Here is a 21,130-nt window from a genome sequence, read left to right as displayed (position 1 = left end):
AAAATAGCGAGACTATTTTTAAGTTTCATAACGTAGCCTGAGATAATTTTAGCCACAACCCTGAGCAAGAACAAAGCACTGCTTTGTTTGCAGCGCAAGGCGCAGCGGGGACTAGCGTGTTTTTTGTCGCTTCGTCGTTCCCTTGCGAAACAGTGTTTCTCATCATTTAGAATGACTAAATTTCGTATTTCGCGCCTAGAATCGCCTAAAAAACACACCTAGTCGCAAACATAGACGAATAGTCCACAGACCCTAAATACACGTGTTGTTAAAACATGATTTGTTGTAAGTGAAGAACAACATAATCAACAAAATACCCTGATATTCGAATCAGGGTATTGGTTGGCAAATACTTGAAAGAAAGGATAAAGATTAGACTGATTTTAATCGCTCAGAACCAATCCAGTGCTTAGAAAACTGATATGCGGCACGCCCTGAACGTTGTCCACGCGCTTGACACCATCTCAGTGCTTCAGCGCGAACTTCCTCGCCAAAGGGCATGGATTCTTTTTTAAGATAATGTTCAACAATTTCCAAATAAAGATTCTGATCCATGGGATAAAATGACAGCCACATTCCAAAGCGATCAGATAAAGAAATCTTCTCTTCAATGGCTTCTTGAGGGTGGAGTTCTTTATATTGAGGTACATCGACTTTAGTAACGGGGGTGTTCTCGTGCATAAACTCCGGCAATAAATGACGACGATTACTGGTTGCATAGATCACAAAGTTACTCGAACCGGACTGTAAAGAACCATCTAACACACTTTTTAAACTACGATAATTTTCATCTTCAGCATTAAATGCCAAATCATCACAATAAACGATAAATTTTTCAGGACGATTTTGGATAATTTTTTGAATTTCTGGAAGATCTGATAAGTCATCACGTTCAATTTCAATTAAACGTAAACCTTGTTCAGAATACTGAGTTAACAAGGAGCGTACAATAGAAGACTTCCCAGTACCACGCGATCCAGTCAGTAGGATATCATTTGCAGGTAATCCATGCAGGAACTGTTCGGTATTTTGTAAAATTTTGGCTTTTTGCCTTTCGATTCCTTTAAGATCATCTAGGTGAATGGCTTTGGGATTGTAAATGGCTTTGAGTTGTTGATCATGCCATCGAAAAGCAACTGCCGAAAAGTCTGGTTCTTGTTTGGTTTTAGGTAAAAATTGCTGTAATTGATCAAGAACTTGAGATAATTTTTGGATGATATTGTCTGGTAAATCTAAAGTTGCCATATCCGTTCGCTATTTTCAGAAATTACAAAGTATGGATGATATTAGCACAGTAATTTTATTGAGCTCATCTCAATTGGTGATTATTGGCGTTGATTGCCAAAAAATTAAATGACTTGTGGTAATTGATTATCTGCTTATTTTTAAGCATAGTTTACAGATGAGTCTTCATCCTCGGGTTGAAATCAAAGGAAAATTAGAAATGCTATTAGAACTCACTCAGGATTTAAATCCGCACCAAGCCTATCGAATCAAAAAATTAAAGCGAAAACTTGAACATGCGGAGAATTACGAAGAGTGGAAGTCGATAGCATTAAAACTAGATGAAGAAACCGGTGCGCAAGAATGGAAATTTGACAATGGGTCTCCTTATTTTGATGCTGAGATCATTTCACATCGTTTAAACCTTTTGCGACGTTATCGACAGCAAAATCGTACACATGACTTGATGTATATCCTCAGAGAAGGATTTAGTCACGATGTTGCAAATATTGGGCATCCAATGTTGTTCGCACATACCTATGTAGGGACTAAAAAAATCATTGAAGACTATATAGATGAAGTGAGCAACAGTTTGGCATTTATCGCTTCTGAAAGTTGCCATTCATTATGTTTAAACAGTAAACGAGATTTTTTTAAAAACTGTGAAAAAGCCTATGGTCAACCTGCACTGATGTTTTCAGGTGGTGCGACATTAGGTTTATTTCATAGTGGTGTGTGCAAAGCACTTATGGAACAAGATTTGATGCCAAAGGTACTTTCTGGTTCAAGTGCTGGAGCGATCATGACTGCGCTGTTGGGTGTCAATGAACCAGTAGAAATTCCAAATCTTTTGTCAGGTGATCAGTTCTATAGTGAGGCTTTTCATTTTCGTAGTTTTAAAGAATTAATTAAAGGCAATGGTGGTTTTGCAGATGTGCGTTATCTGAAAAAGTTTTTGATTGAAAACTTAGGTGATGTAACTTTTGAAGAAGCTTTTGAAAAATCTGGTTTAGACATTAACGTTACTGTTGCACCATATGATGTATCTCAAGAAGATGCACGGATTATGAATAAATATACTTCACCAGATTTATTGGTATGGAGTGCGGTGTTGGCTTCTTGTGCAGTACCGATTTTATTTCCGCCAGTCCGTTTAATCAGCAAACGTTATGATGGTGTTCATACGCCGTATTTAGCCAATACGCGTTGGGTTGATGGTAGTGTACGAAGTGATTTTCCTCAAGAACGTATGTCTCGTTTATATAATTTAAATTATACCATTGCCAGTCAAGTGAATCCGCATATTGTCCCCTTTATGCAGAACGATGAAGAACGCTATCGTAAAGATCTATTGAGTTGGCCAGAACGTATCGTTCGGATGCAAGGACGAATGGCGGCAATGGGGGTTATGGATTTTGCTCGTGGTCGAATGTGGCGTATACCTTCAATGAGACGTCTGCTTGATCATGGTTATGGCGTGATTGACCAACGCTATTATGGTGATGTCAATATCATTGGAAATTATAGCCTGCGTCATTATAGTTATATGCTACAAAATCCGCGACCTCATTTATTTAAGTTATTGCAAAGAGAAGGGGAGCGGGCTACATGGCCGAAGATCTCGAGTATCGAAACACATGCCCGTATTGGTAAGACAATTCAACACTGTCTGGAAGTGCTGAACCATTCTATAAATCATTCTCAAGCTGTTGGGCAGCTATCGGAAGTATGAGCCAAAACAAAATTATTCTTCCAGTCGCATCAAATTCAATTCAAAGTCAAAAATTTGGTCGCCGTGTTTATCAGCTTAAACAGGGCGATCAATTTTTTTGGCTAAAGCTACAAATAAAAAATATCAATCAGGATTATGAGCAAAGTTTTTTAAACGAGTTAAATTGTTATACACAATTAAATGCTTTAGAGACACCGACTCATAAGGTGCTGTGCGATTTTTCAATCATTGATCCGTATCTACAATTTCAGTTAGATGAAGCGATAATTGAACAGGCGATCTGGATTAAAGATACTGAGCTTCTGTTTAAACCTGTGAGTGATCAATTCTCCCAAGAAGATGTCTACGGTAAATTGATGTCGAGCTTGGAGGTGCTGGAAAACTTGCATAACTATGGTTTTATACATGGTGATTTAAAACTTCAGCACTTTCGCTCTCAACAACAGCGCAGTTATCTGATCGACTTTGAGCAAGCTTGCAGTATTGACCAAAATCGCTATGGATTGAAGCCGATAATAACTGCAACGCCTCGTTATATGGCACCGGAATTATTTCATGCACAACAGAAAACGTTTCAATCTGATATTTACGCATTGGGCATTATTTGGTTGGAATGGTTAACACAGCGACGTTTGTCTGCAAAAAGCTATCAAGACTGGGCAATTTTGCATTGTCAAAAGCTGAATGTGTGTTTACCAGATCGTTTTAAATATTTAGAGTGCATTTTAAAAAGTATGTTGAACAAAAAAAATGAGCAACGTTGCTCAAATATTTATCAAATAAAACAAGTATTAAGCCAAATTGTTTAAACAAAAAGCAGTATTTGCAGCTTTTGTTTTTTATTTAAACAAACGAGTGGTTTTTTCGAAAAAAGGGCTTGTCATAACAAAACGATCTCTATAATATACACAGCCATTGGGGACGTGGCGAAATTGGTAGACGCACTGGATTTAGGTTCCAGCGCCGCAAGGTGTGAGAGTTCGAGTCTCTCCGTCCCCACCAAGCAATTCATTTTGTGGCATCAAAATGAAATGTAATAGAGGATTGGTGTAATGGTAGCATGACGGTCTCCAAAACCGTTCGTCAAGGTTCGAATCCTTGATCCTCTGCCAACTTATTTTAAACTATATTCGTATAGTTGTTTTATCCGGGGACGTGGCGAAATTGGTAGACGCACTGGATTTAGGTTCCAGCGCAGCGATGCGTGAGAGTTCGAGTCTCTCCGTCCCCACCATATTCGAAAAAGCATGATTTTTATCATGCTTTTTTATTGCCTGTAATTTTATATTTAAGGCAATAAAAAAGACCAAATCAAAAAACAATTTGGTCTTTTTCAGAGAGACTTCATTAAATATTAAAAATAATAGAGACTTGAATTAAGCTTTTAAGTGATCCTCAAATTCTTCACCCAGTTGCATTGCCAAATTATTACCAGATAAATCACAAGTCACTAAACCATATTCTTTTTTAAAACTGAAAGTAAATCCTTTACCATCCGCTAAGTTTTTGACTGAATAGCCTAATTTTTCTAACCAAATACGAAATGCAATTAAATTTTTTGCCTTAACAACTTTTTTCACAGAAGATCTCCTTAATTCCTGCCTACAAATTTAATAGGGATGACCTTTAAACTTTTAAAGGGGGAATTTGTTGAATTTTATTTTTTATATCAATATTTGAGCACTTTGAGAAATGACGCTTTTGTATCAATGCGTATTTTTTTTGCTATCAGTATGAATATAATATGAATAGTTGTTAAAATACTAAAATAAAACAAATGGTTATATTTATTATTGAAAGATGTTTGTAATATTTTGATGCAAAGTTATGGTTTTTTAAAAGAAGAAATTTTCTCATTCTTGTTGCTTTAAATGTAAGTAAATTTAACAGAAATAGAGGGGATTCAGCTTATATTGAATGATATTGTTGTAAGAATTCTAAAATATCGCCAAATAACTGTGTTTGATCACCTCCAAGTGTCATGAGATGTCCTGTATTGGAATAATTCTTAATCTTTTTTTAGTAAAATTCACATGATCATAAATTGTCTGAGCACTCGATTGATAGAGTGCATCATCAAGTTCTTCATATAATAAAAAATCGGTGCTATTACCGACGCAGTGTCTTTAATTGTCGTCTGAATGAGCTGTTGAAGTGTTTGAAGCTGGTTCATCGATTTTTTTGCTCAGTCTAGTGAGTTGAGCGTTGTCTTGTTATTTAGAAACTGATTAAGGTAGTTGTTATATTGCTCTAGGTGTTTAAAAAGATCGTTTACCTTTCATTCTAGTGGTGCAGACATGCTAATGCATGCAGAGACAGGGAACTTTTTACTGAGTTCAAGGGATAATATCGCGCCCAAAGATACACCGATGACAGCAATTTGCTCATAACCTTGTTGTCTTAAGAATTGATAAGCCTTATGGCTATCCTGTAATCAATCTATTGAGGTGTAATTTACAAAATCATCAATCGCTAAGCCATGTCCTGAATAGGAAGCTGTGTAACATGTGTAGCTGTATTGATGCAGAAATTCTGCCAATGCTTTCATATCTCGCACAGCACTGGTATAGGCGTGTAGTCACAATACTGCGCATTGAAAGGCTGGTAAAAAAAATAGGTTTGGGTTGGCTTAGCTTGAATATGCAAGTTTGGCTCAGTATAACGCGTTAAAAATTATCTTTAAGCGCCCGAATTCGAGCAAATTCTTCAGCACTTTCAACACGTAAAAATGGATTGGTTTCAAGTTCGATTTCAATGCTGCTGGGTAAGGTAATTTTTCCTTGTTGTCTCAGGTGTTTAATTTCTTCTGCTCGTTGTTGAATGGCGCGATTCTCAGGTTCAATGTGTAAAGCAAATTGTGCATTTGAAAGAGTATATTCATGGGTGCAATATACTTGAGTTCTTGGTGGGAGCGCTGCAAGGCGATTGAGCGAATGATAAAACTGTTCTGGCGTTCCTTCAAACATGCGACCGCAACCCATAGCAAAAAGCGTATCTCCACAAAATACGCTATCGAGCGCATCTATGAAGTAAACAATGTGTCCTAAGGTGTGTCCTGGTACCGCGATAATATCAATTTTGACACCATGGAATTCAAATTGATCATCATGTTGTAGTGGGTGAGTTATAAAGGGGATATGACTTAGTTCTTCACGTGGTCCATATACAGGAATATTGCGATTCGCAATCAGTTCTGGAACACCACCAATATGATCTTTATGCCAGTGTGTGAGCCAGATTTGCTCTAAATTAAGTTGCTGTTCTTTACAATAATCCTCAACCAATGATGCTTCAGTCGGATCAATCGCAATAACATTATGGCTTTGTTGGTGTTCGATAAGCCAAATATAGTTTTGTAATTGGTTTTTAACATCGATGACGTGAATTTTAAATTGCATCATTGTATTCCCTGTATACGCTGACTTAAATTTAATATCAAATTCACTCAATAGACAAGTTGGAAAGTCACTAAATCATCTCGCTAAGCATGCATTAAAGCAGGGAGTGAGAATGAGAAAGTAGGCTGTTGGTTAATCTGAAGGATTTTAATTGTCAAGCATAGCCAATCAATGATCAGCTATGCTAAGTCAACTTAACAAGCCATTCCTTGGTTGATTTCAAGTTTATTTAGCTTACTGTTTTTGAAATCAAAATGGACATAGGCGGTATAACCTATTTCAAATTCGGTGGATTTTTTTAAATATTGTTTCGCTTCAGCACTGGTTAAAATCAGAACATCTGTGCCGTTCTTTGCGCTGTTTGGAAAATCTTTTTTAAATTGATTGAGTGTGTATTGATGGGTGATGGCTTGGTTATTCACGAAAATACTGTCATTGATGTTCTGACTATTTGACCAAGATAACCAAACACGCCCTTTGGTTGTTCCCAGTTGTTGAAAGTTTTGTTTATTTTTATAAAAACTGTCAGATTTAATTTGTGGGTTGTCTTCAGCAAATATTTCAAATTTCAATTTTTTTCCAGATGGTGTAGAGGTTGAATATTCATAGTTTCCTGTACATTCTGCGTACTCTTTGGTGATCTTTTGACTATTTTTCCCCAATAATTTGTCAACTTGTACTGCACTAATTGCTTGATTGAGTTCTATTCCATTTACTTTTACTGTTGTGGTGTAATCTTCGGAACCATGTGCAAAACTTCCCATCGTAAAAAGAAAAAGTGTTGATATAATAAGTGTTCGATTAAATATTTGGTTAAGTTTATTCATTTTAAAGATGCCTCAATTTTTCCATAACTTACTTAGTTATGAGTGTTTGATCAAGAGAATAGCGAGTAAGGACTAAGTTTTATAGGGTTCAATTCAAATTATACTGAGTGCAATCAAAAAAATACCCTCAAAGTAGAGGGTATGATTTCAGAATCACGATTATCTCAGTTTAGATAACCAATTTCCTAAGCTTTGAACAATTTGGACTAGAACCAACAATACAATAACAGTGAGATAGACCACACTTTGGTCAAAGCGTTGATAACCATAAGAAATAGCTAAATCACCAATACCGCCAGCACCAACGGCCCCTGCCATAGCAGTTGCACCAATCAAACTGATGGTCGCTGTGGTTAGACTCAGGATCAGAGAACTGCGTGATTCTGGAATGATAAATTTAAAAATAATCTGCCAAGGAGATGCACCCATTGCTTGAGCTGATTCAATAATTCCTTCATTCACTTCGAGTAGCGACGTTTCCACTAAGCGTCCAATATATGGACCAACATAAATCGTTAACGGAACGATTGCTGCCCATGTTCCGATGGTAGTACCCACCAGTGCTTTTGTCAGTGGGAATACAGCAATAAGCAGGATAATGAAGGGGAGTGAGCGTAAAGCATTTACAATCGGGTTCAGAATTTGATAAACGGCACGATTCGGCAGAATACCATTCGGGCGAGTGACCAATAAGATAATGGCTTGAATAAAGCCCCAGATTGTACCGAACAACATCGCAAAGAAAACCATTTGTAAGGTTTCTTGCATTGCTGTAACAAATTGGTCAATGCTGAGTGAGCTTTTCCAAAAGGGAGCGGTCAATGTTGTTAGCCACTGTACAATGAGCTCTCTCATACTCTCACTCCTGACTGTTCAACTTTTACACCATTTCTTTCAAAAAATTCAATCGTCTGACGAATATTATCTGCATCACCGAGAAGCTGGATAAACATTTGACCGATCACTGAACCATTAATTTCAGTCATATTGGCAAACAATATATTCAAACTGACATCAAATTGTTTAATTGCAGCTTGAACGACAGTTTCTTGAGCAGATGTGCCAAGGAATTATAGGCTGTAAATACTTTTATGATTTTGATTTTCTAAATTATTTAAAATATTTACAGGCAATTGTTGCTGTAAAACAGTCTGTATGAAGTTTTTTGTCGTAGGGTGTTGTGGTTGGCTAAAGATTTCAAGAGTTGAACCCGTTTCGATGACTTTCCCTTGTTCCATGACAGCCACATAGTCACAAACAGATTCGATGACATCCATTTCGTGGGTAACCATCACCACAGTAATTCCTTGTTCCTAATTAATTTTTTTAAGCAAAGCAAGCACAGATTTTGTGGTTTGTGGGTCGAGTGCAGAAGTTGCCTCATCACAAAGCAAAATTTTTGGATGATTTGCCAAGGCACGGGCAATACCGACACGTTGTTTTTGACCACCTGAAAGCTCATCGGGATACGCATCTTTTTTATGCTTTAAGTCAATAAACTCAAGCAACTCATTTAGGCGTTTTTCACGTTCAGACTTGTTTACGCCCAATAATTTCAGAGGCATTTCAATGTTGTCTGCCACTGTTTTGGTTTGTAGTAAATTAAAATGCTGAAAGATCATCCCGATGTTTGCACGTTCTTGACGTAATGTACGTGCATCAAGTGCCGTAAAGTCTTTTTGATTGATAATGACCTGACCTTCATTGGGGCGCTCAAGCAGGTTAATCAAGCGGATTAAGGTACTTTTACCAGCGCCACTATAGCCAATAATGCCAAAAATACTGCCCGCAGGAATTTCCAGATTAATCTGATCCAACGCACGTATGGTTTGACCTTTTAACTCATAGTGTTTTGAAATGTTTTTAAATTCAATCATATCGTCAAAAACTATACTAAAAAGAAAAAACAGGCAAAGTCGCTTTGCCTGTTTTGTTTATAAGCCATTATAAGACTATTTTGCTTCTGTGAGGTAGCTTACTGGTTTATTCACATCCACTTTAGTACCACCAAAGTGTTCTTGAACATATTTACCAACAGCTGCAACATGATATAACTCACCCACTTTTTTCAAGATAGGATCGTCTTTACGCGCATCAGCTACCGCTAATACATTGACATTCATTTTGGTGGTTTGGTCTACTGGTTCATAGTAAATTGAATCTTTAAGTACATTTAAACCACCTTCCATTGCGAGCGTGTTGCCTAAAACAATCGCATCAACTTCATCTTTAGCACGAACCGCAGTTGCCATTTGAATTGGTTTGATCACGATCTTTTTAGTATTTTCTGTGATGTCAGCAGGTGTACCTTTAACAAGATCAAAGCCATCTTTTAATTTGATTAACCCAGCAGATTGAAGCAACAATAAAGCACGTGATTCGTTTGCACCATCGTTAGGAATCGCAATCGTTGCACCATTTGCGAACGCTTCAACTTTTTTAACTTTGTTAGAGTAGATACCCATAGGCTCTAAATATGTTGTAGAGATCGGTGCAATTTTTTCTTTGTTAGAATCATTGAAAGCCACAAGGTAAGCGTACGATTGGAAAGCATTAATATCGACTTCTTTGTTGGCAACAGCAGTGTTCATTGCAACATAGTCAGTGAAATTTTTAACTTCAAGCTTAATTCCTGCTTGTTTGGTTTCAGGGAGTGTTGCGATATAACGCCAAATATCTGCATCCGAACCCGTTGAAGCCATAGTTACGACTTGTTCTTTTCCTGCATCTGCTTGAGCAGTGTCATTTTTTGGAGCTTCTTGTTTTCCACAAGCAGAAAGGGTAAGCACAGATGCGCTGAGTAAAACGCCAAACAGCTTTTTCATGAATCAGTCCTAAGTAGGAAATGCAATCGAATAGAGTCCCTTGCATTCTCGATGGTTTAAATCGAATTTTTAACATCTTTGAAAATAAATAATGCGTTGACGTACATGTCGTATTGCGCTATCTATGATCTTTACATTTGGGAATTAGAGTGAAGTTTTAAAGGAATTTTAATTGTTTAAAACCGCCCCTAAAGATTTGTTTATCATATCAATAAATCAATGTTATACATAGTGGTTGTTTTTTAACAATGTATCATGCTGCATCAGATTGAATATCAATGTTTTTATTAATTTATGAGGTAAAACAATCGCTTTTGTTGAATTTTTTGATAACGTTGTTTAAATTTTATGCTTATTCATTATATATAAATTTTTTAGGATTTTTTATCTCAATTTTAGATATAGGAATTTGATAGGGATGGCCAAAACAAAGGGAGTATTTAAAATATTTTTATATCTCGTGCTTAGTTAGTCTCATAAAAATATCAGTTTGAATATATTGACTGGCTTGTCTCATTGAATGTTTTAGATCATAACGTCAGTTGGGTATATATTTCATGATTTAGCTTTTTCGCTGGCTCGGAATGAGTTTATTTCTGATGTGAATTAATTTGTTAGTGTGATGTTCTCAATGCGGTATGAATTCACTTGACACTCACACTACTGCCATACTTTAGCATGATGAATGTCCTGTCAACAGAGTGCTAAACTTATGAGATTTATCATTGTTGTATTCAGTTTTTTTCTATTGATCAATGCAGCATTTGCGCAAAATAATATTTATATTATTCATGGCTACGGTGCAAATGTGAATGATCATTGGTTTGGTTATCTTGAGCGTAACATAAGCGATCAAAATAACCGTGTTATAAAAATTGCTTTACCTGATTCAAGTCATCCTCATCTTTTAGCGTGGAATAAAACGTTAAAAGACAATATTCCTCGAATTGATAAACATACATTTTTCGTTGCGCATAGTTTGGGCTGTATCACCTTACTTGATTTTCTTGCGCAATCGAAATTTCAACAGATTGGTGGGGTGGTTTGTGTGTCAGGATTTTCTGAACGATTGAAAGCCTTACCTCAGTTGGATGGATATATTCTTGCTACGAAAAAAGACTTTTCTTTTAAAAATAAAATTCTGCATGGACAGATGTTTATTTCTGATCATGATCAATATGTCCCAAAAGAATTAAGTCTAGCGTTGGCTCAAGAACTTAACTTTGCTTATACAGTGATTCCCAATGCTGGACACTTCCTTGCCAGTGATGGTTATATTGAATTTCCACAATTGCTAGATTGGTTAAGAAATGCAACTGAAGCTCATGATTAATTTGAGGGGGCTAATTTAATAAACGAAATTAAAATTTGTACTTGAGTGAGCAATAAAAAAACCCGCATTGAAGCGGGTTTTAAGCTTCTTTGAGATTAAAAGCGATGACACTTAAAACTGTCTGCTGTCGCAGGCATTTGTGAAGTATCAAAAGACTTTAGGCATTTTCACGTGCAATTGCGCGGTAACCGATATCTTTACGATATTGAACACCATCAAAAGTTACTTTTTGGCAAAGTTCTAAAGCTTTCGCCTGTGCTTCACCAATTGTGTTACCTAAAGCAGTCACGCAAAGTACTCGACCACCCGCAGTGACAATCTCACCATTGGCATTTTTAGCCGTGCCTGCATGGAATACTTTTGCATCAGCCATTTCTGTATCTAAACCAGAAATGACATCATCTTTGCTCGAAGTTTCAGGATAACCTTTCGATGCGAGAACGATCCCTACAGTTTTACGCTCATCCCATTCAGCTTCTGCCGGAAGTTGACCGTCGATACCCGCTTCAACCAAATCAACCAAAGATGATTTTAAACGCATCATGATCGGTTGTGTTTCAGGATCACCAAAACGACAGTTGAATTCAATCACACGTGGTTGACCTTCATCATCAATCATTAAACCTGCATAGAGGAAACCTGTATAAACATGACCATCTGCTTTCATGCCATCTACAGTTGGACGCATCACTTCTTTCATCACTTTATCAAAGACTTCAGCTGTGACCACAGGGGCAGGAGAGTACGCCCCCATACCACCAGTATTTGGTCCTTGATCGCCTTCAAAAATACGCTTATGGTCTTGTGATGTTGCCATTGGAAGAATGTTTTCACCATCAATCATACAGATGAAAGACGCTTCTTCACCTGCAAGGAATTGTTCAATCACAACACGAGAACCAGCATCGCCGAACTTATTGCCTGCAAGCATGTCATCAATCGCATCAAATGCTTCTTGATTGGTCATTGCAACAATAACGCCTTTACCTGCAGCAAGACCGTCAGCTTTAATCACTATCGGCGCGCCATTTTTTTCTACGAATGCTTTCGCCGCATCTACTTCTGTGAACACATCATAGAAGGCGGTTGGAATATTGTGGCGTTTTAAGAAATGCTTAGCAAAAGCTTTTGAACCCTCAAGCTGAGCAGCGAATTGAGTAGGTCCCCAAATTTTAAGTCCAGCAGCTCGACCTGCATCTACAACACCATTTACAAGTGGTGCTTCTGGACCAACAACAATTAAATCGACTGCATTATTCTTAGCAAAGTGAATAATTGCAGGGTTGTCGAGGATGTCGAGCGCAACATTTTCACATTTATGCTCTGTAGCTGTACCTGCATTGCCAGGTGCAACAAACACTTTTGTGACTTTTTCATCTTGAGCGATTTTCCATGCAAGTGCATGTTCACGACCGCCATTACCCAAAACTAAAATGTTCATTGAATGTATCCTTTTTAAATTCTTTCCTCTCATTTATTGGTGAGGCGGGAATTTAAAGCGTCCTATATTTCGTAACAAATCCCCCTTTTTATAAAGGAGGATTTGGGTGAATTTTCTAATTTGATTTATCGTAAATTAATGACGGAAATGACGCATACCTGTAAAGACCATAGCGATTCCAGCTTCATCAGCTGCTGCAATGGTTTCTTCATCACGCATAGAACCGCCTGGTTGAATAATACATTTAATACCTGCTTTTGCAGCATTATCAATACCATCACGGAATGGGAAGAATGCATCAGATGCCATTACCGCACCTTCAACCACTAAGCCAGCATGCTCAGCTTTAATAGCCGCAATACGTGCTGAGTTGACACGGCTCATTTGACCTGCACCTACACCGATAGTTTGACGACCTTTAGCATAGACAATTGCATTTGATTTAACATATTTCGCAACTTTCCATGCGAAGATCAAATCATCAATTTCAGCTTCAGTAGGAGCACGTTTTGTTACGACTTTAAGATCATCCTTGGTGATCATGCCAAGATCTTGGTCTTGAACAAGTAAACCGCCATTAACACGTTTATAGTCATATTGTGCAGCACGTTCATCAATTTTTGGCAATTCGCCACAAACTAAGACACGAACGTTTTTCTTGGCACCAGTCACTTCAAGAACGCCATCTGCAATGCTAGGTGCAATGATCACTTCAACGAACTGACGATCGACAATCGCTTGAGCAGTTGCTACATCAAGTTCGCGGTTAAATGCAATGATGCCGCCAAAAGCTGATTCTGGATCTGTTGCATAAGCAAGATCATAAGCTGTTTGAATCCCATCAAGTGATACAGCAACACCACAAGGGTTGGCATGTTTTACGATCACGCAAGCTGGTTTAGCAAATGATTTCACACATTCTAAAGCTGCATCTGTATCAGCGATATTGTTATAAGAGAGTTCTTTACCCTGTAACTGTTTTGCAGTAGAAACTGATGCTTCAGTTGCAGTTGCTTCAACATAGAAAGCAGCAGACTGGTGAGGATTTTCACCATAACGCAGGTCTTGTACTTTATTTAATTGTGTATTGAAAGTACGTGCAAATTTATCTGCTTGACCTTCTTCTTTACCTACTCGAGCGCCTAAGTAAGATGCAATCATGCCATCATATTGTGCAGTATGTTCAAAAGCTTTTACTGCCAAATCAAAACGAGTTGCATAAGATAGTGCACCCTCAGTCTTGAGTTCATTGATCACCGTTGCATAATCGGCTGCGTTTACCACAATGCCCACAGATGCATGATTTTTTGCAGCAGCACGAACCATTGTTGGACCACCAATATCAATATTTTCAATTGCATCAGCAAGAGAACAATTTGGTTTAGCAACAGTTGCGGCAAATGGATAAAGGTTTACAACAACAAGATCAATCGCATCAATATTGTGTTCAGCCATGACAGCTTCGTCTAGTCCACGACGAGCCAAGATGCCACCATGAATTTTAGGATGTAATGTTTTTACGCGACCATCCATCATTTCAGGGAAGCCAGTGTGCTCTGAAACTTCAACTACAGCGACATTGTTGTCTTTAAGCAACTTATATGTACCACCAGTAGATAAAATTTCTACCCCAAGAGCAACAAGGTTCTGGGCAAATTCAACGATCCCGGTTTTATCAGAAACAGAGATTAAAGCGCGTTTAATAGTCATGATCTTCGTCAACAGTTTTTAAGTCTAGAGATTGAACAGGTAGGCAAAACGTAGGTAAAAAAAATGCCCACGCAAGCCGTGAGCATTTTATCATTTATTCACTCATTAAACCGTGAGCTTTTAACTTTTTGCGTAAAGTTCCGCGGTTTAGTCCGAGAATTTCAGCAGCGCGTGTCTGATTCCCGCGCGTATATTCTAGAACGACAGATAAAAGAGGTTTCTCCATTTCTGCTAGCACCATATCGTACACTTGAGATGGTTGCTCACCTTGCAATTGTGCAAAATAGTGACGAACTGCGCGATCTACGTGAATACGAAGAGCGACATCAGATTGTGCAGTAAAAATAGGAGATTTGCTATTCATGCGAGTTAATCCGAAAAATCAAAATATTGCTTGGGTAAAGCAATATAAATGTGGTCTAAAAAAATCTGAGCCCCGTTTTAGATCCTAAAACGGTTGGCTCTAAAACAAGAACAATTAGCTTGCCACAAATCGTCGAGTTGAGTGAAAAATAAGCGTAACAATAGATTAATATTTGTTACTACACTCTTTTAAACAAAAAAATGTTCTACTTGCGCGATATTGGATATAAAGCACATAACAAAACAGTAGTTTTTGTGAAAAATTGCGAGGAGTTTGCAGGACAAAGCTTTCGTGGCGCGTATGATAGCATTGTCTCAGAAAAAATGAGCAAGAAAACTACATTTTTTTTCATTTTTTTGTAGTTTTTTTTAATTTTATGGATGAATGACGTCTAATTGATAGTCATCAAAACTTTTTCTAGGCTCTGTAATGACAAATTTAAAAGGATATGGGCTATTTTGTGGAATTCGTTTAATTCCTATCAAACTCTTGATGAGATAGTCTTCAGCTGGGATTGAATAAGTTTTGACTATTTTATCATTTGCTTTGAGTGTGACCTTTATTATCGGGAGCTCTAAACTTTTAGAGTACTGATTATTGATTTGACCTGAAAATTGAGTTTGTTGTGAATCAATTGCCTTTACTCTGAGATTACTAATCACGATATGTTTGTAACGTTGATCAACAGTATCACAATGAAAAACTGAACATGCTTTGGTGAAAACAGTATTGATTGCAGGATAGCGGTCAGTCAAGTTTGGGTTAAACCAAACAATTTGGAACATTAAAATGCTAAGCAATGAAAGATTAATGAAACTCCAAGCCAGATAATACAAAGTACTTTTCGGTTTGAGCAGATCATCGCCTTTGTGATTGAGTCCCTTCGATAGATTTAAACTGGGAATATTATGAACAGGTTCATTATTAAAGTAGTTCAAATTATTTAAGTAGGTTCTCAGATCTATATTGGAATGTTCAACTTTACGATTGAATATATCCAGCACGCTGGTTTCATTCCGACGATTATCAAAAGACTCCTGATTCGATTTGTGTGCTGTTTCAGGGGTATTTATCGCTTGCTGATCAGAAGGAGAGGGCTGAAGATGAACCAGTGCATTAAAGTTATCGCCACATTTTGGACAACAAACCATACCTTGCGCAACAGTAAGCTGTGTAACTGACACTTTATAAATTGAAGCACAATTAGGGCAGCGGGTTTGTTTTTCAGCCATAGATAGTTAAATATTCATCGATTAAAATTTCTTACGCGAACCAGAAATTCTGCACCAGTTTTCTTCGCGTTTCTCTACCTCTACTATATCAAAAAATTCAGAATAAACACTAGAAACATCAGCAACTTGCTCTTCAATTACACCTGCAAGTGCGAACTCGCCCTCAGATTTAATTAAAGTTGAGAATTCTTCGGCAAGGGACATCAATGGACCAGCAAGAATATTTGCAACCAGTACATCTGCTTGTTGAGCCTTAAACGTTTCGTTAAATTCTTCTGGAAGCCCGACATAAAGATTTTCAAGTACACCATTCAACTCAGCATTTTGTTTTGTCGCTAAGACTGCTTGTGGGTCAATATCAGTTGCATAGACTTTTTTTGCGCCTAATAACAATGCTGCAACACCCAAAATGCCTGAGCCACAACCATAATCAATCACAATTTTGTCTTTAACATCAGTTTTACCCAGCCATTGCAAGCAAAGGAAGGTGGATGCATGGTTGCCTGTACCAAAGGCTAAGCCCGGATCAAGTTTGATATTGACAGCATCAGCTTCAGGAGGCTCTAACCACTCAGGTACGATCCAGTATTTTTCACCAATTTGAATAGGTTCATAGTAGTCCATCCAAGAGCGTTCCCAAACTTGGTCTTCGAGGAACTCACTTTTCATTGGGGCAGTCGGGAGTTGAGTGCGAATAAATGTCTCTAAAGCCGCTACATCGATTTCTTCATGGTCTTCTTGAGCGTAAATGCCTGTAACAATGACTTTATTCCATAAAGGTGTTTCACCTGGAAGAGGCTCAAGCAAGTCTTGATTTTCAGCATCATCGAGCGTCACACTTACTGCACCTAAAGAACTTAATAAAGTTTCAGTAAAATCAACTTGAGCTTGTTCAACTGTAATATGAATTTGTAACCACTTCACGGGAAAGACCTAAATCGTTTTCTTAAAGCCAATATTGTAACGGAAACTGTCAAGGTGCGCCTAGCTTCAGCCAAAATAAAAAAAGTGGATGTATCAACATCCACTTCGGTTTTATAGGATCATTTTTCATGCACGTTCAATTACAGATTCTTGCGTGGCATGTCTTGAAATCAATGCACCAAATATCGCTGCAAAAATATACATAAATATCGAATAAACTGCAGCAGGCATTGCCACTGTTGAATTTGCCATGACCGTCAATGCGATGGTCATTGCCAAGGTACTGTTATGAATACCTATTTCAAAAGCGCAAGCACGTGCTTGCGCACTATTGATACCTAATAATCTTGGGACAAAATAACCGATGAGCAAACTACAAATACAGAAAATTACTGTAGCTAAACCGACTTGAGTGAGATATTCCAGAATATGTGCGCGCTCTTTAGCAATTGCTCCGATAATGATGAGTATCAAGAAGACCACTGAGAAAATGCGCAATGGTTTATTTAATTTTTCCGTAAAATGAGGTGCATAATGTCGAATCAGCATACCGATACAGACAGGAACTAAAATAATTGCAAAAACCTGAAGAATTTTGCTGAACTGCATACTGATTTGCTGTCCATCATTCATAAAGTATTGAATGGAGAAGTTAACAATCAGAGGGAGGGTAAAAGCTGCGATCACAGAATTAATTGCAGTCAAGGTAATATTCAGTGCAATGTCACCTTTAAATAAATAGCTAAATAAATTTGCGGTACTTCCACCTGGTGATGCAGCGAGTAACATTAATCCAACTGCGAGTAAAGGTGGTAGGGCGAGTACTTTACAGATGACAAAGGCGATACCGACCAAAAGTACCAATTGACAAAATAATGCAATCAAAACCGCTTTGGGATGTTTTGATACCCGAGCGAAATCTTTCGGAGTGAGCTCTAAGCCCAAACCAATCATAATGATGGCGAGGGCGAGTGGAAGCATGATGGTGATTATTCCTGAATCCATAGTTTCATCCTTTTTGTTGTTTTAAATCATTTAAACAGGTGAATATTCCTTACTCAAAATTGAGTGTAATCGAAACAATCAAAATATAAAAATAAAAAACATGACTGATGAATAATTAAAAAAAATACTCTTTTGGAGAATAATAAATTTTATTAAAAAATTAATAAATACAATATTTTATATTTAGAATAAGTGGAGTGGATTCAAGTGGTCATTCAAAGACTATCCCTAATTTTAAATCCCAAAAAATAAATGAATCACCAAAACTCCTAACAATTTGTATAAAGCATAAAGTTCATTGGATATACATGATTGAAATTAAATCACTTGTATGAATAATCAGGTGGTTTAACTATAGGATCCCTGAATATAAAAAAGAGATCCCGTTAAACGGAATCTCTTTTAATCTCAACATTTATCCATTTTTCAACATAGATGAATGAAATTATCACTCACTCCATCAAGATAAGAAGAAGTGTTGAATTAGAGGAAATTATTGAGCTTGAATTGGGTCTTCGCTTGGTGCAGCTTGGCTAGGTTGTTCAACCGCTGGCTGTTCCGCTTGAGAAGCGTCATTGGTTGCAGGTGCATCAGCACTTGCAGGAGCAGCTTGTTCTACAGCAGGACGATTTTCCATCGCAGGTTCTGGCGCTGCAGCAGCACCTGTTGTGTTACTGCCTGCTGGTGGTGCAGGGAAGCTAAATTGAAGCTTACCATTTTCATTGGGTTCACACGTACCATTAAAAGTTACACCTTTATTGGCATAAGTGACCCAATCACCTTGCTTTTTCTTAGCACACACCTGAATTTGCTTTTTCACTTCAGCTTTACTGGTGTTTTCCTCAGCAGCATGAGCAAAACCAATTGCCATACAACTCAACAATGAAGCCGTCATCATCTTAGACAATGTATTTTTCATAATCGTATTCCTTGTATTCATGATGGAAAATTTAATTATCTGAGTGATTCTCATGGTATAGCGGTTTTTTGCTAAGTTAAATTTGATTTGTAGGGACTTACTGAAACGAAGTGTCAATTTATGTTGCCTATGTATCTAAATGTTTAATTGGAAATAAGTGTGATTTGTGAGATAAATTTTTGTAAAACCGCCTAAAACTGAGCGTAAATTTTTGCTATAATTTCCTGTCATTCTTTTTATCTCTCATTTATCACTATGCATTATCCTAAAGTTTACGATGTCATTGTTATCGGTGGCGGTCACGCAGGTACGGAAGCAGCACTTGCTGCGGCGCGTATGGGTCGACAGACTCTGCTTTTGACTCATAACATTGAGACTTTAGGGCAGATGAGCTGTAACCCTGCTATTGGCGGGATTGGTAAATCTCATCTGGTTCGCGAAATCGATGCGTTGGGTGGAGCAATGGCTCTCGCTGCTGATAAAGGTGGTATCCAATTCCGTATCCTGAATTCGCGTAAAGGCGCTGCTGTCCGTGCAACACGTGCTCAAGCCGACCGTATTCGTTATAAAGCTGCAATTCGTCATACTTTGGAAAATCAAGCCAACTTAGACATTTTTCAACAAGCCGCTGATGATCTTATCGTTGAAGGCGATACGGTGAAGGGTGTCGTCACTCAAATGGGTATTCGCTTCGATGCGAAAACAGTTGTGTTGACAACAGGTACATTCTTGGGCGGGGTTATTCACGTTGGATTGAATAATTCGTCGGGCGGTCGTGCAGGTGATCCTCCTTCTATTTCTTTAGCTGCGCGTTTACGTGAATTAAACTTACCAGTGGGGCGTTTAAAAACAGGTACGCCACCACGTATTGATGCTCGTTCAGTTGACTTTTCTGTGATGATCCCACAACCGGGTGATTTTCCATCTCCAACCATGTCATTCATGGGAGATGTGTCTATGCATCCAGAACAGGTGAATTGCTATATTACGCATACCAACGAACGTACCCATGAAATCATTCGTGGTGGTTTGGATCGCTCACCGATGTATACAGGTGTGATTGAAGGGGTTGGTCCACGTTATTGTCCATCTATTGAAGACAAAATTCATAAATTTGCTGATAAAGACTCGCATCAGGTTTTCTTAGAGCCTGAAGGCTTGGACACCCATGAGCTTTATCCAAATGGTATTTCAACATCATTGCCATTTGATGTTCAGTTTGAGTTGGTACGTTCAATTCGCGGTATGGAAAATGCACATATCCTTCGTCCAGGCTATGCAATTGAATATGATTATTTCAATCCGCAATCGTTGAAATTCTCGTTAGAAACAAAATCCATCAATAACTTGTATTTTGCTGGTCAGATCAATGGTACGACAGGCTATGAAGAAGCCGGTGCGCAAGGTTTATTGGCAGGTTTAAATGCTGCTCGTCGTGCTTGGGATCAAGAGCAATGGACACCTAAGCGTGATGAAGCATATATGGGTGTTTTGGTTGATGACTTGATTACTTTAGGGACTAAAGAACCGTACCGTATGTTTACTTCGCGCGCAGAATACCGTTTGATGCTTCGAGAAGACAATGCAGATCAGCGTTTAACAGCGATTGGTCGTGAAATGGGCTTGGTTGACGATGAGCGTTGGGCTGCATATTGTGAAAAAATGGAAGCAGTTGAAAAAGAAACAGGTCGTTTGCAACATCTATGGGCGGCACCAAATAACCCGATGGGTAAAAAATTCGTTGAAATGACTGGTGCAGATCTTTCCAAAGAGTGTTCTGCGATTGATTTGCTTAAACGTCCAAATATCAATTTCTCTCAAATTGCGGAATTGACAGGCTCTGAAGTATCTGCATTTGTGGGTGAGCAAATTGAAATTGCGGTGAAATATGCAGGCTATATCAACCGTCAGCAAGAAGATGTTGCTCAAATGAAGCGTTTGGAGGATACCAAAATTCCTGCTGATTTTGACTATGATGCTGTTTCAGGTCTTTCTCGTGAAATTACCATGAAACTTAAAAATGTATTGCCAGAAACGCTTGCACAAGCGAGTCGTATTCCAGGGGTAACACCTGCGGCTGTTCAATTGGTGATGATTACGATTCGTAAACATAACCAAATGAAAAAATCTGCCTAAGTTTGAATCCTTAAAAAAGCCCGCTTATTGCGGGCTTTTTTATAACCCAAAGAATGTATA

General features: G+C 38.0%; 17 protein-coding genes, 3 tRNA genes and 1 pseudogene. 7 read left to right on the top strand and 14 right to left on the bottom strand.

The genetic code is table 11. From position 1 onward, the window contains the following. Positions 1 to 372: 372 nt before the first annotated feature. Positions 373 to 1,245: an ATP-binding protein gene (locus F938_RS12675; protein WP_004824480.1), complete on the bottom strand. Its 873-nt coding sequence runs from the start codon at positions 1,243 to 1,245 to the stop codon at positions 373 to 375. A 199-nt stretch (positions 1,246 to 1,444) separates the two neighbouring features. Here F938_RS12675 and F938_RS12670 point away from each other — a divergent pair, with 199 nt between their 5' ends. The 5 genes from F938_RS12670 to F938_RS12650 all read left to right on the top strand — a co-directional run bounded on the left by F938_RS12670 (position 1,445) and on the right by F938_RS12650 (position 4,190). Next, a complete protein-coding gene (locus tag F938_RS12670) occupies positions 1,445 to 2,956 on the top strand; it encodes a DUF3336 domain-containing protein (RefSeq protein ID WP_005032241.1) in 1,512 nt (503 codons plus the stop codon). After that, on the top strand, positions 2,953 to 3,765 hold the full coding sequence (locus tag F938_RS12665) for a protein kinase domain-containing protein (protein WP_005032240.1): 813 nt from the start codon (positions 2,953 to 2,955) through the stop codon (positions 3,763 to 3,765). The genes F938_RS12670 and F938_RS12665 overlap by 4 nt, the downstream gene beginning before the upstream one ends. Positions 3,766 to 3,873: 108 nt before the next feature. Continuing rightward, positions 3,874 to 3,958: transfer RNA gene (locus tag F938_RS12660), tRNA-Leu, on the top strand. Positions 3,959 to 3,994: 36 nt separating this feature from the next. Further along, a tRNA-Trp gene (locus F938_RS12655) sits at positions 3,995 to 4,068 on the top strand. 37 nt (positions 4,069 to 4,105) lie between these two features. Beyond that, positions 4,106 to 4,190 (top strand) — tRNA-Leu (locus tag F938_RS12650). A gap of 142 nt (positions 4,191 to 4,332) precedes the next feature. On the opposite strand, the gene F938_RS12645 is transcribed toward F938_RS12650, so the two are convergent. From F938_RS12645 to F938_RS12620, 6 genes and pseudogenes are all read right to left on the bottom strand, one after another. Then, complete coding sequence (locus F938_RS12645) at positions 4,333 to 4,536, bottom strand: hypothetical protein (protein WP_004719296.1); 204 nt, start codon at positions 4,534 to 4,536, stop codon at positions 4,333 to 4,335. Between the two features lie 1,086 nt (positions 4,537 to 5,622). Continuing rightward, complete coding sequence (gene gloB, locus F938_RS12640; protein WP_005032230.1) at positions 5,623 to 6,357, bottom strand: hydroxyacylglutathione hydrolase; 735 nt, start codon at positions 6,355 to 6,357, stop codon at positions 5,623 to 5,625. Positions 6,358 to 6,548: 191 nt separating this feature from the next. Continuing rightward, on the bottom strand, positions 6,549 to 7,181 hold the full coding sequence (locus tag F938_RS12635) for a hypothetical protein (protein WP_005032228.1): 633 nt from the start codon (positions 7,179 to 7,181) through the stop codon (positions 6,549 to 6,551). A 159-nt stretch (positions 7,182 to 7,340) separates the two neighbouring features. After that, positions 7,341 to 8,036, bottom strand: a complete 696-nt coding sequence (locus F938_RS12630) for a methionine ABC transporter permease (protein WP_004824474.1) — start codon at positions 8,034 to 8,036, stop codon at positions 7,341 to 7,343. Then, positions 8,033 to 9,058: pseudogene (locus F938_RS12625) on the bottom strand (methionine ABC transporter ATP-binding protein). Before F938_RS12625 ends, F938_RS12630 begins: the two are co-directional and overlap by 4 nt. A 75-nt stretch (positions 9,059 to 9,133) precedes the next feature. Next, on the bottom strand, positions 9,134 to 10,006 hold the full coding sequence (locus tag F938_RS12620; RefSeq protein WP_005032220.1) for a MetQ/NlpA family ABC transporter substrate-binding protein: 873 nt from the start codon (positions 10,004 to 10,006) through the stop codon (positions 9,134 to 9,136). A gap of 712 nt (positions 10,007 to 10,718) precedes the next feature. On the opposite strand from F938_RS12620, the gene F938_RS12615 reads away from it, so the two are divergent. Then, positions 10,719 to 11,339, top strand: a complete 621-nt coding sequence (locus F938_RS12615; RefSeq protein ID WP_005032219.1) for an RBBP9/YdeN family alpha/beta hydrolase — start codon at positions 10,719 to 10,721, stop codon at positions 11,337 to 11,339. Positions 11,340 to 11,496: 157 nt separating this feature from the next. Here the strand turns inward: F938_RS12615 and purD are convergent, their stop codons facing one another. The 7 genes from purD to F938_RS12580 all read right to left on the bottom strand — a co-directional run bounded on the left by purD (position 11,497) and on the right by F938_RS12580 (position 18,934). Beyond that, the gene (gene purD, locus F938_RS12610) at positions 11,497 to 12,780 is read right to left on the bottom strand and encodes a phosphoribosylamine--glycine ligase (protein WP_005032218.1); all 1,284 of its coding nucleotides are present in this window, start codon (positions 12,778 to 12,780) and stop codon (positions 11,497 to 11,499) included. 135 nt (positions 12,781 to 12,915) lie between these two features. Further along, entirely contained in the window at positions 12,916 to 14,490 is a 1,575-nt protein-coding gene (gene purH, locus F938_RS12605; protein WP_004824458.1) for a bifunctional phosphoribosylaminoimidazolecarboxamide formyltransferase/IMP cyclohydrolase, read from the bottom strand. A gap of 94 nt (positions 14,491 to 14,584) precedes the next feature. After that, positions 14,585 to 14,854, bottom strand: coding sequence for a DNA-binding transcriptional regulator Fis (fis, locus tag F938_RS12600; RefSeq protein ID WP_001086304.1), 270 nt, complete (start codon positions 14,852 to 14,854; stop codon positions 14,585 to 14,587). A 374-nt stretch (positions 14,855 to 15,228) separates the two neighbouring features. Next, positions 15,229 to 16,086, bottom strand: coding sequence for a zinc-ribbon and DUF3426 domain-containing protein (locus tag F938_RS12595; RefSeq protein ID WP_005032217.1), 858 nt, complete (start codon positions 16,084 to 16,086; stop codon positions 15,229 to 15,231). 21 nt (positions 16,087 to 16,107) lie between these two features. Next, positions 16,108 to 17,010, bottom strand: a complete 903-nt coding sequence (gene prmA, locus F938_RS12590) for a 50S ribosomal protein L11 methyltransferase (protein WP_004824454.1) — start codon at positions 17,008 to 17,010, stop codon at positions 16,108 to 16,110. Between the two features lie 126 nt (positions 17,011 to 17,136). Further along, on the bottom strand, positions 17,137 to 18,015 hold the full coding sequence (locus F938_RS12585) for a bile acid:sodium symporter family protein (RefSeq protein WP_005032216.1): 879 nt from the start codon (positions 18,013 to 18,015) through the stop codon (positions 17,137 to 17,139). Between the two features lie 493 nt (positions 18,016 to 18,508). Further along, a complete protein-coding gene (locus F938_RS12580) occupies positions 18,509 to 18,934 on the bottom strand; it encodes a hypothetical protein (protein WP_005032215.1) in 426 nt (141 codons plus the stop codon). 255 nt (positions 18,935 to 19,189) lie between these two features. On the opposite strand from F938_RS12580, the gene mnmG reads away from it, so the two are divergent. Continuing rightward, a complete protein-coding gene (gene mnmG / locus F938_RS12575) occupies positions 19,190 to 21,070 on the top strand; it encodes a tRNA uridine-5-carboxymethylaminomethyl(34) synthesis enzyme MnmG (RefSeq protein WP_004824451.1) in 1,881 nt (626 codons plus the stop codon). Positions 21,071 to 21,130 lie beyond the last annotated feature (60 nt).

This window comes from Acinetobacter bereziniae LMG 1003 = CIP 70.12, from assembly GCF_000368925.1.
GTDB classification, from domain to species: Bacteria; Pseudomonadota; Gammaproteobacteria; order Pseudomonadales; family Moraxellaceae; genus Acinetobacter; species Acinetobacter bereziniae.
This window is presented reverse-complemented; position numbering and strand designations above follow the sequence as displayed.

Coding starts and splice junctions, on each gene's coding strand:
- F938_RS12675 (WP_004824480.1), bottom strand. CDS start 1,245: ATGGCAACTTTAGATTTACCAGACAATATCATCCAAAAATTATCTCAA.
- F938_RS12670 (WP_005032241.1), top strand. CDS start 1,445: ATGCTATTAGAACTCACTCAGGATTTAAATCCGCACCAAGCCTATCGA.
- F938_RS12665 (WP_005032240.1), top strand. CDS start 2,953: ATGAGCCAAAACAAAATTATTCTTCCAGTCGCATCAAATTCAATTCAA.
- gloB (WP_005032230.1), bottom strand. CDS start 6,357: ATGATGCAATTTAAAATTCACGTCATCGATGTTAAAAACCAATTACAA.
- F938_RS12635 (WP_005032228.1), bottom strand. CDS start 7,181: ATGAATAAACTTAACCAAATATTTAATCGAACACTTATTATATCAACA.
- F938_RS12630 (WP_004824474.1), bottom strand. CDS start 8,036: ATGAGAGAGCTCATTGTACAGTGGCTAACAACATTGACCGCTCCCTTT.
- F938_RS12620 (WP_005032220.1), bottom strand. CDS start 10,006: ATGAAAAAGCTGTTTGGCGTTTTACTCAGCGCATCTGTGCTTACCCTT.
- F938_RS12615 (WP_005032219.1), top strand. CDS start 10,719: ATGAGATTTATCATTGTTGTATTCAGTTTTTTTCTATTGATCAATGCA.
- purD (WP_005032218.1), bottom strand. CDS start 12,780: ATGAACATTTTAGTTTTGGGTAATGGCGGTCGTGAACATGCACTTGCA.
- purH (WP_004824458.1), bottom strand. CDS start 14,490: ATGACTATTAAACGCGCTTTAATCTCTGTTTCTGATAAAACCGGGATC.
- fis (WP_001086304.1), bottom strand. CDS start 14,854: ATGAATAGCAAATCTCCTATTTTTACTGCACAATCTGATGTCGCTCTT.
- F938_RS12595 (WP_005032217.1), bottom strand. CDS start 16,086: ATGGCTGAAAAACAAACCCGCTGCCCTAATTGTGCTTCAATTTATAAA.
- F938_RS12585 (WP_005032216.1), bottom strand. CDS start 18,015: ATGGATTCAGGAATAATCACCATCATGCTTCCACTCGCCCTCGCCATC.
- F938_RS12580 (WP_005032215.1), bottom strand. CDS start 18,934: ATGAAAAATACATTGTCTAAGATGATGACGGCTTCATTGTTGAGTTGT.
- mnmG (WP_004824451.1), top strand. CDS start 19,190: ATGCATTATCCTAAAGTTTACGATGTCATTGTTATCGGTGGCGGTCAC.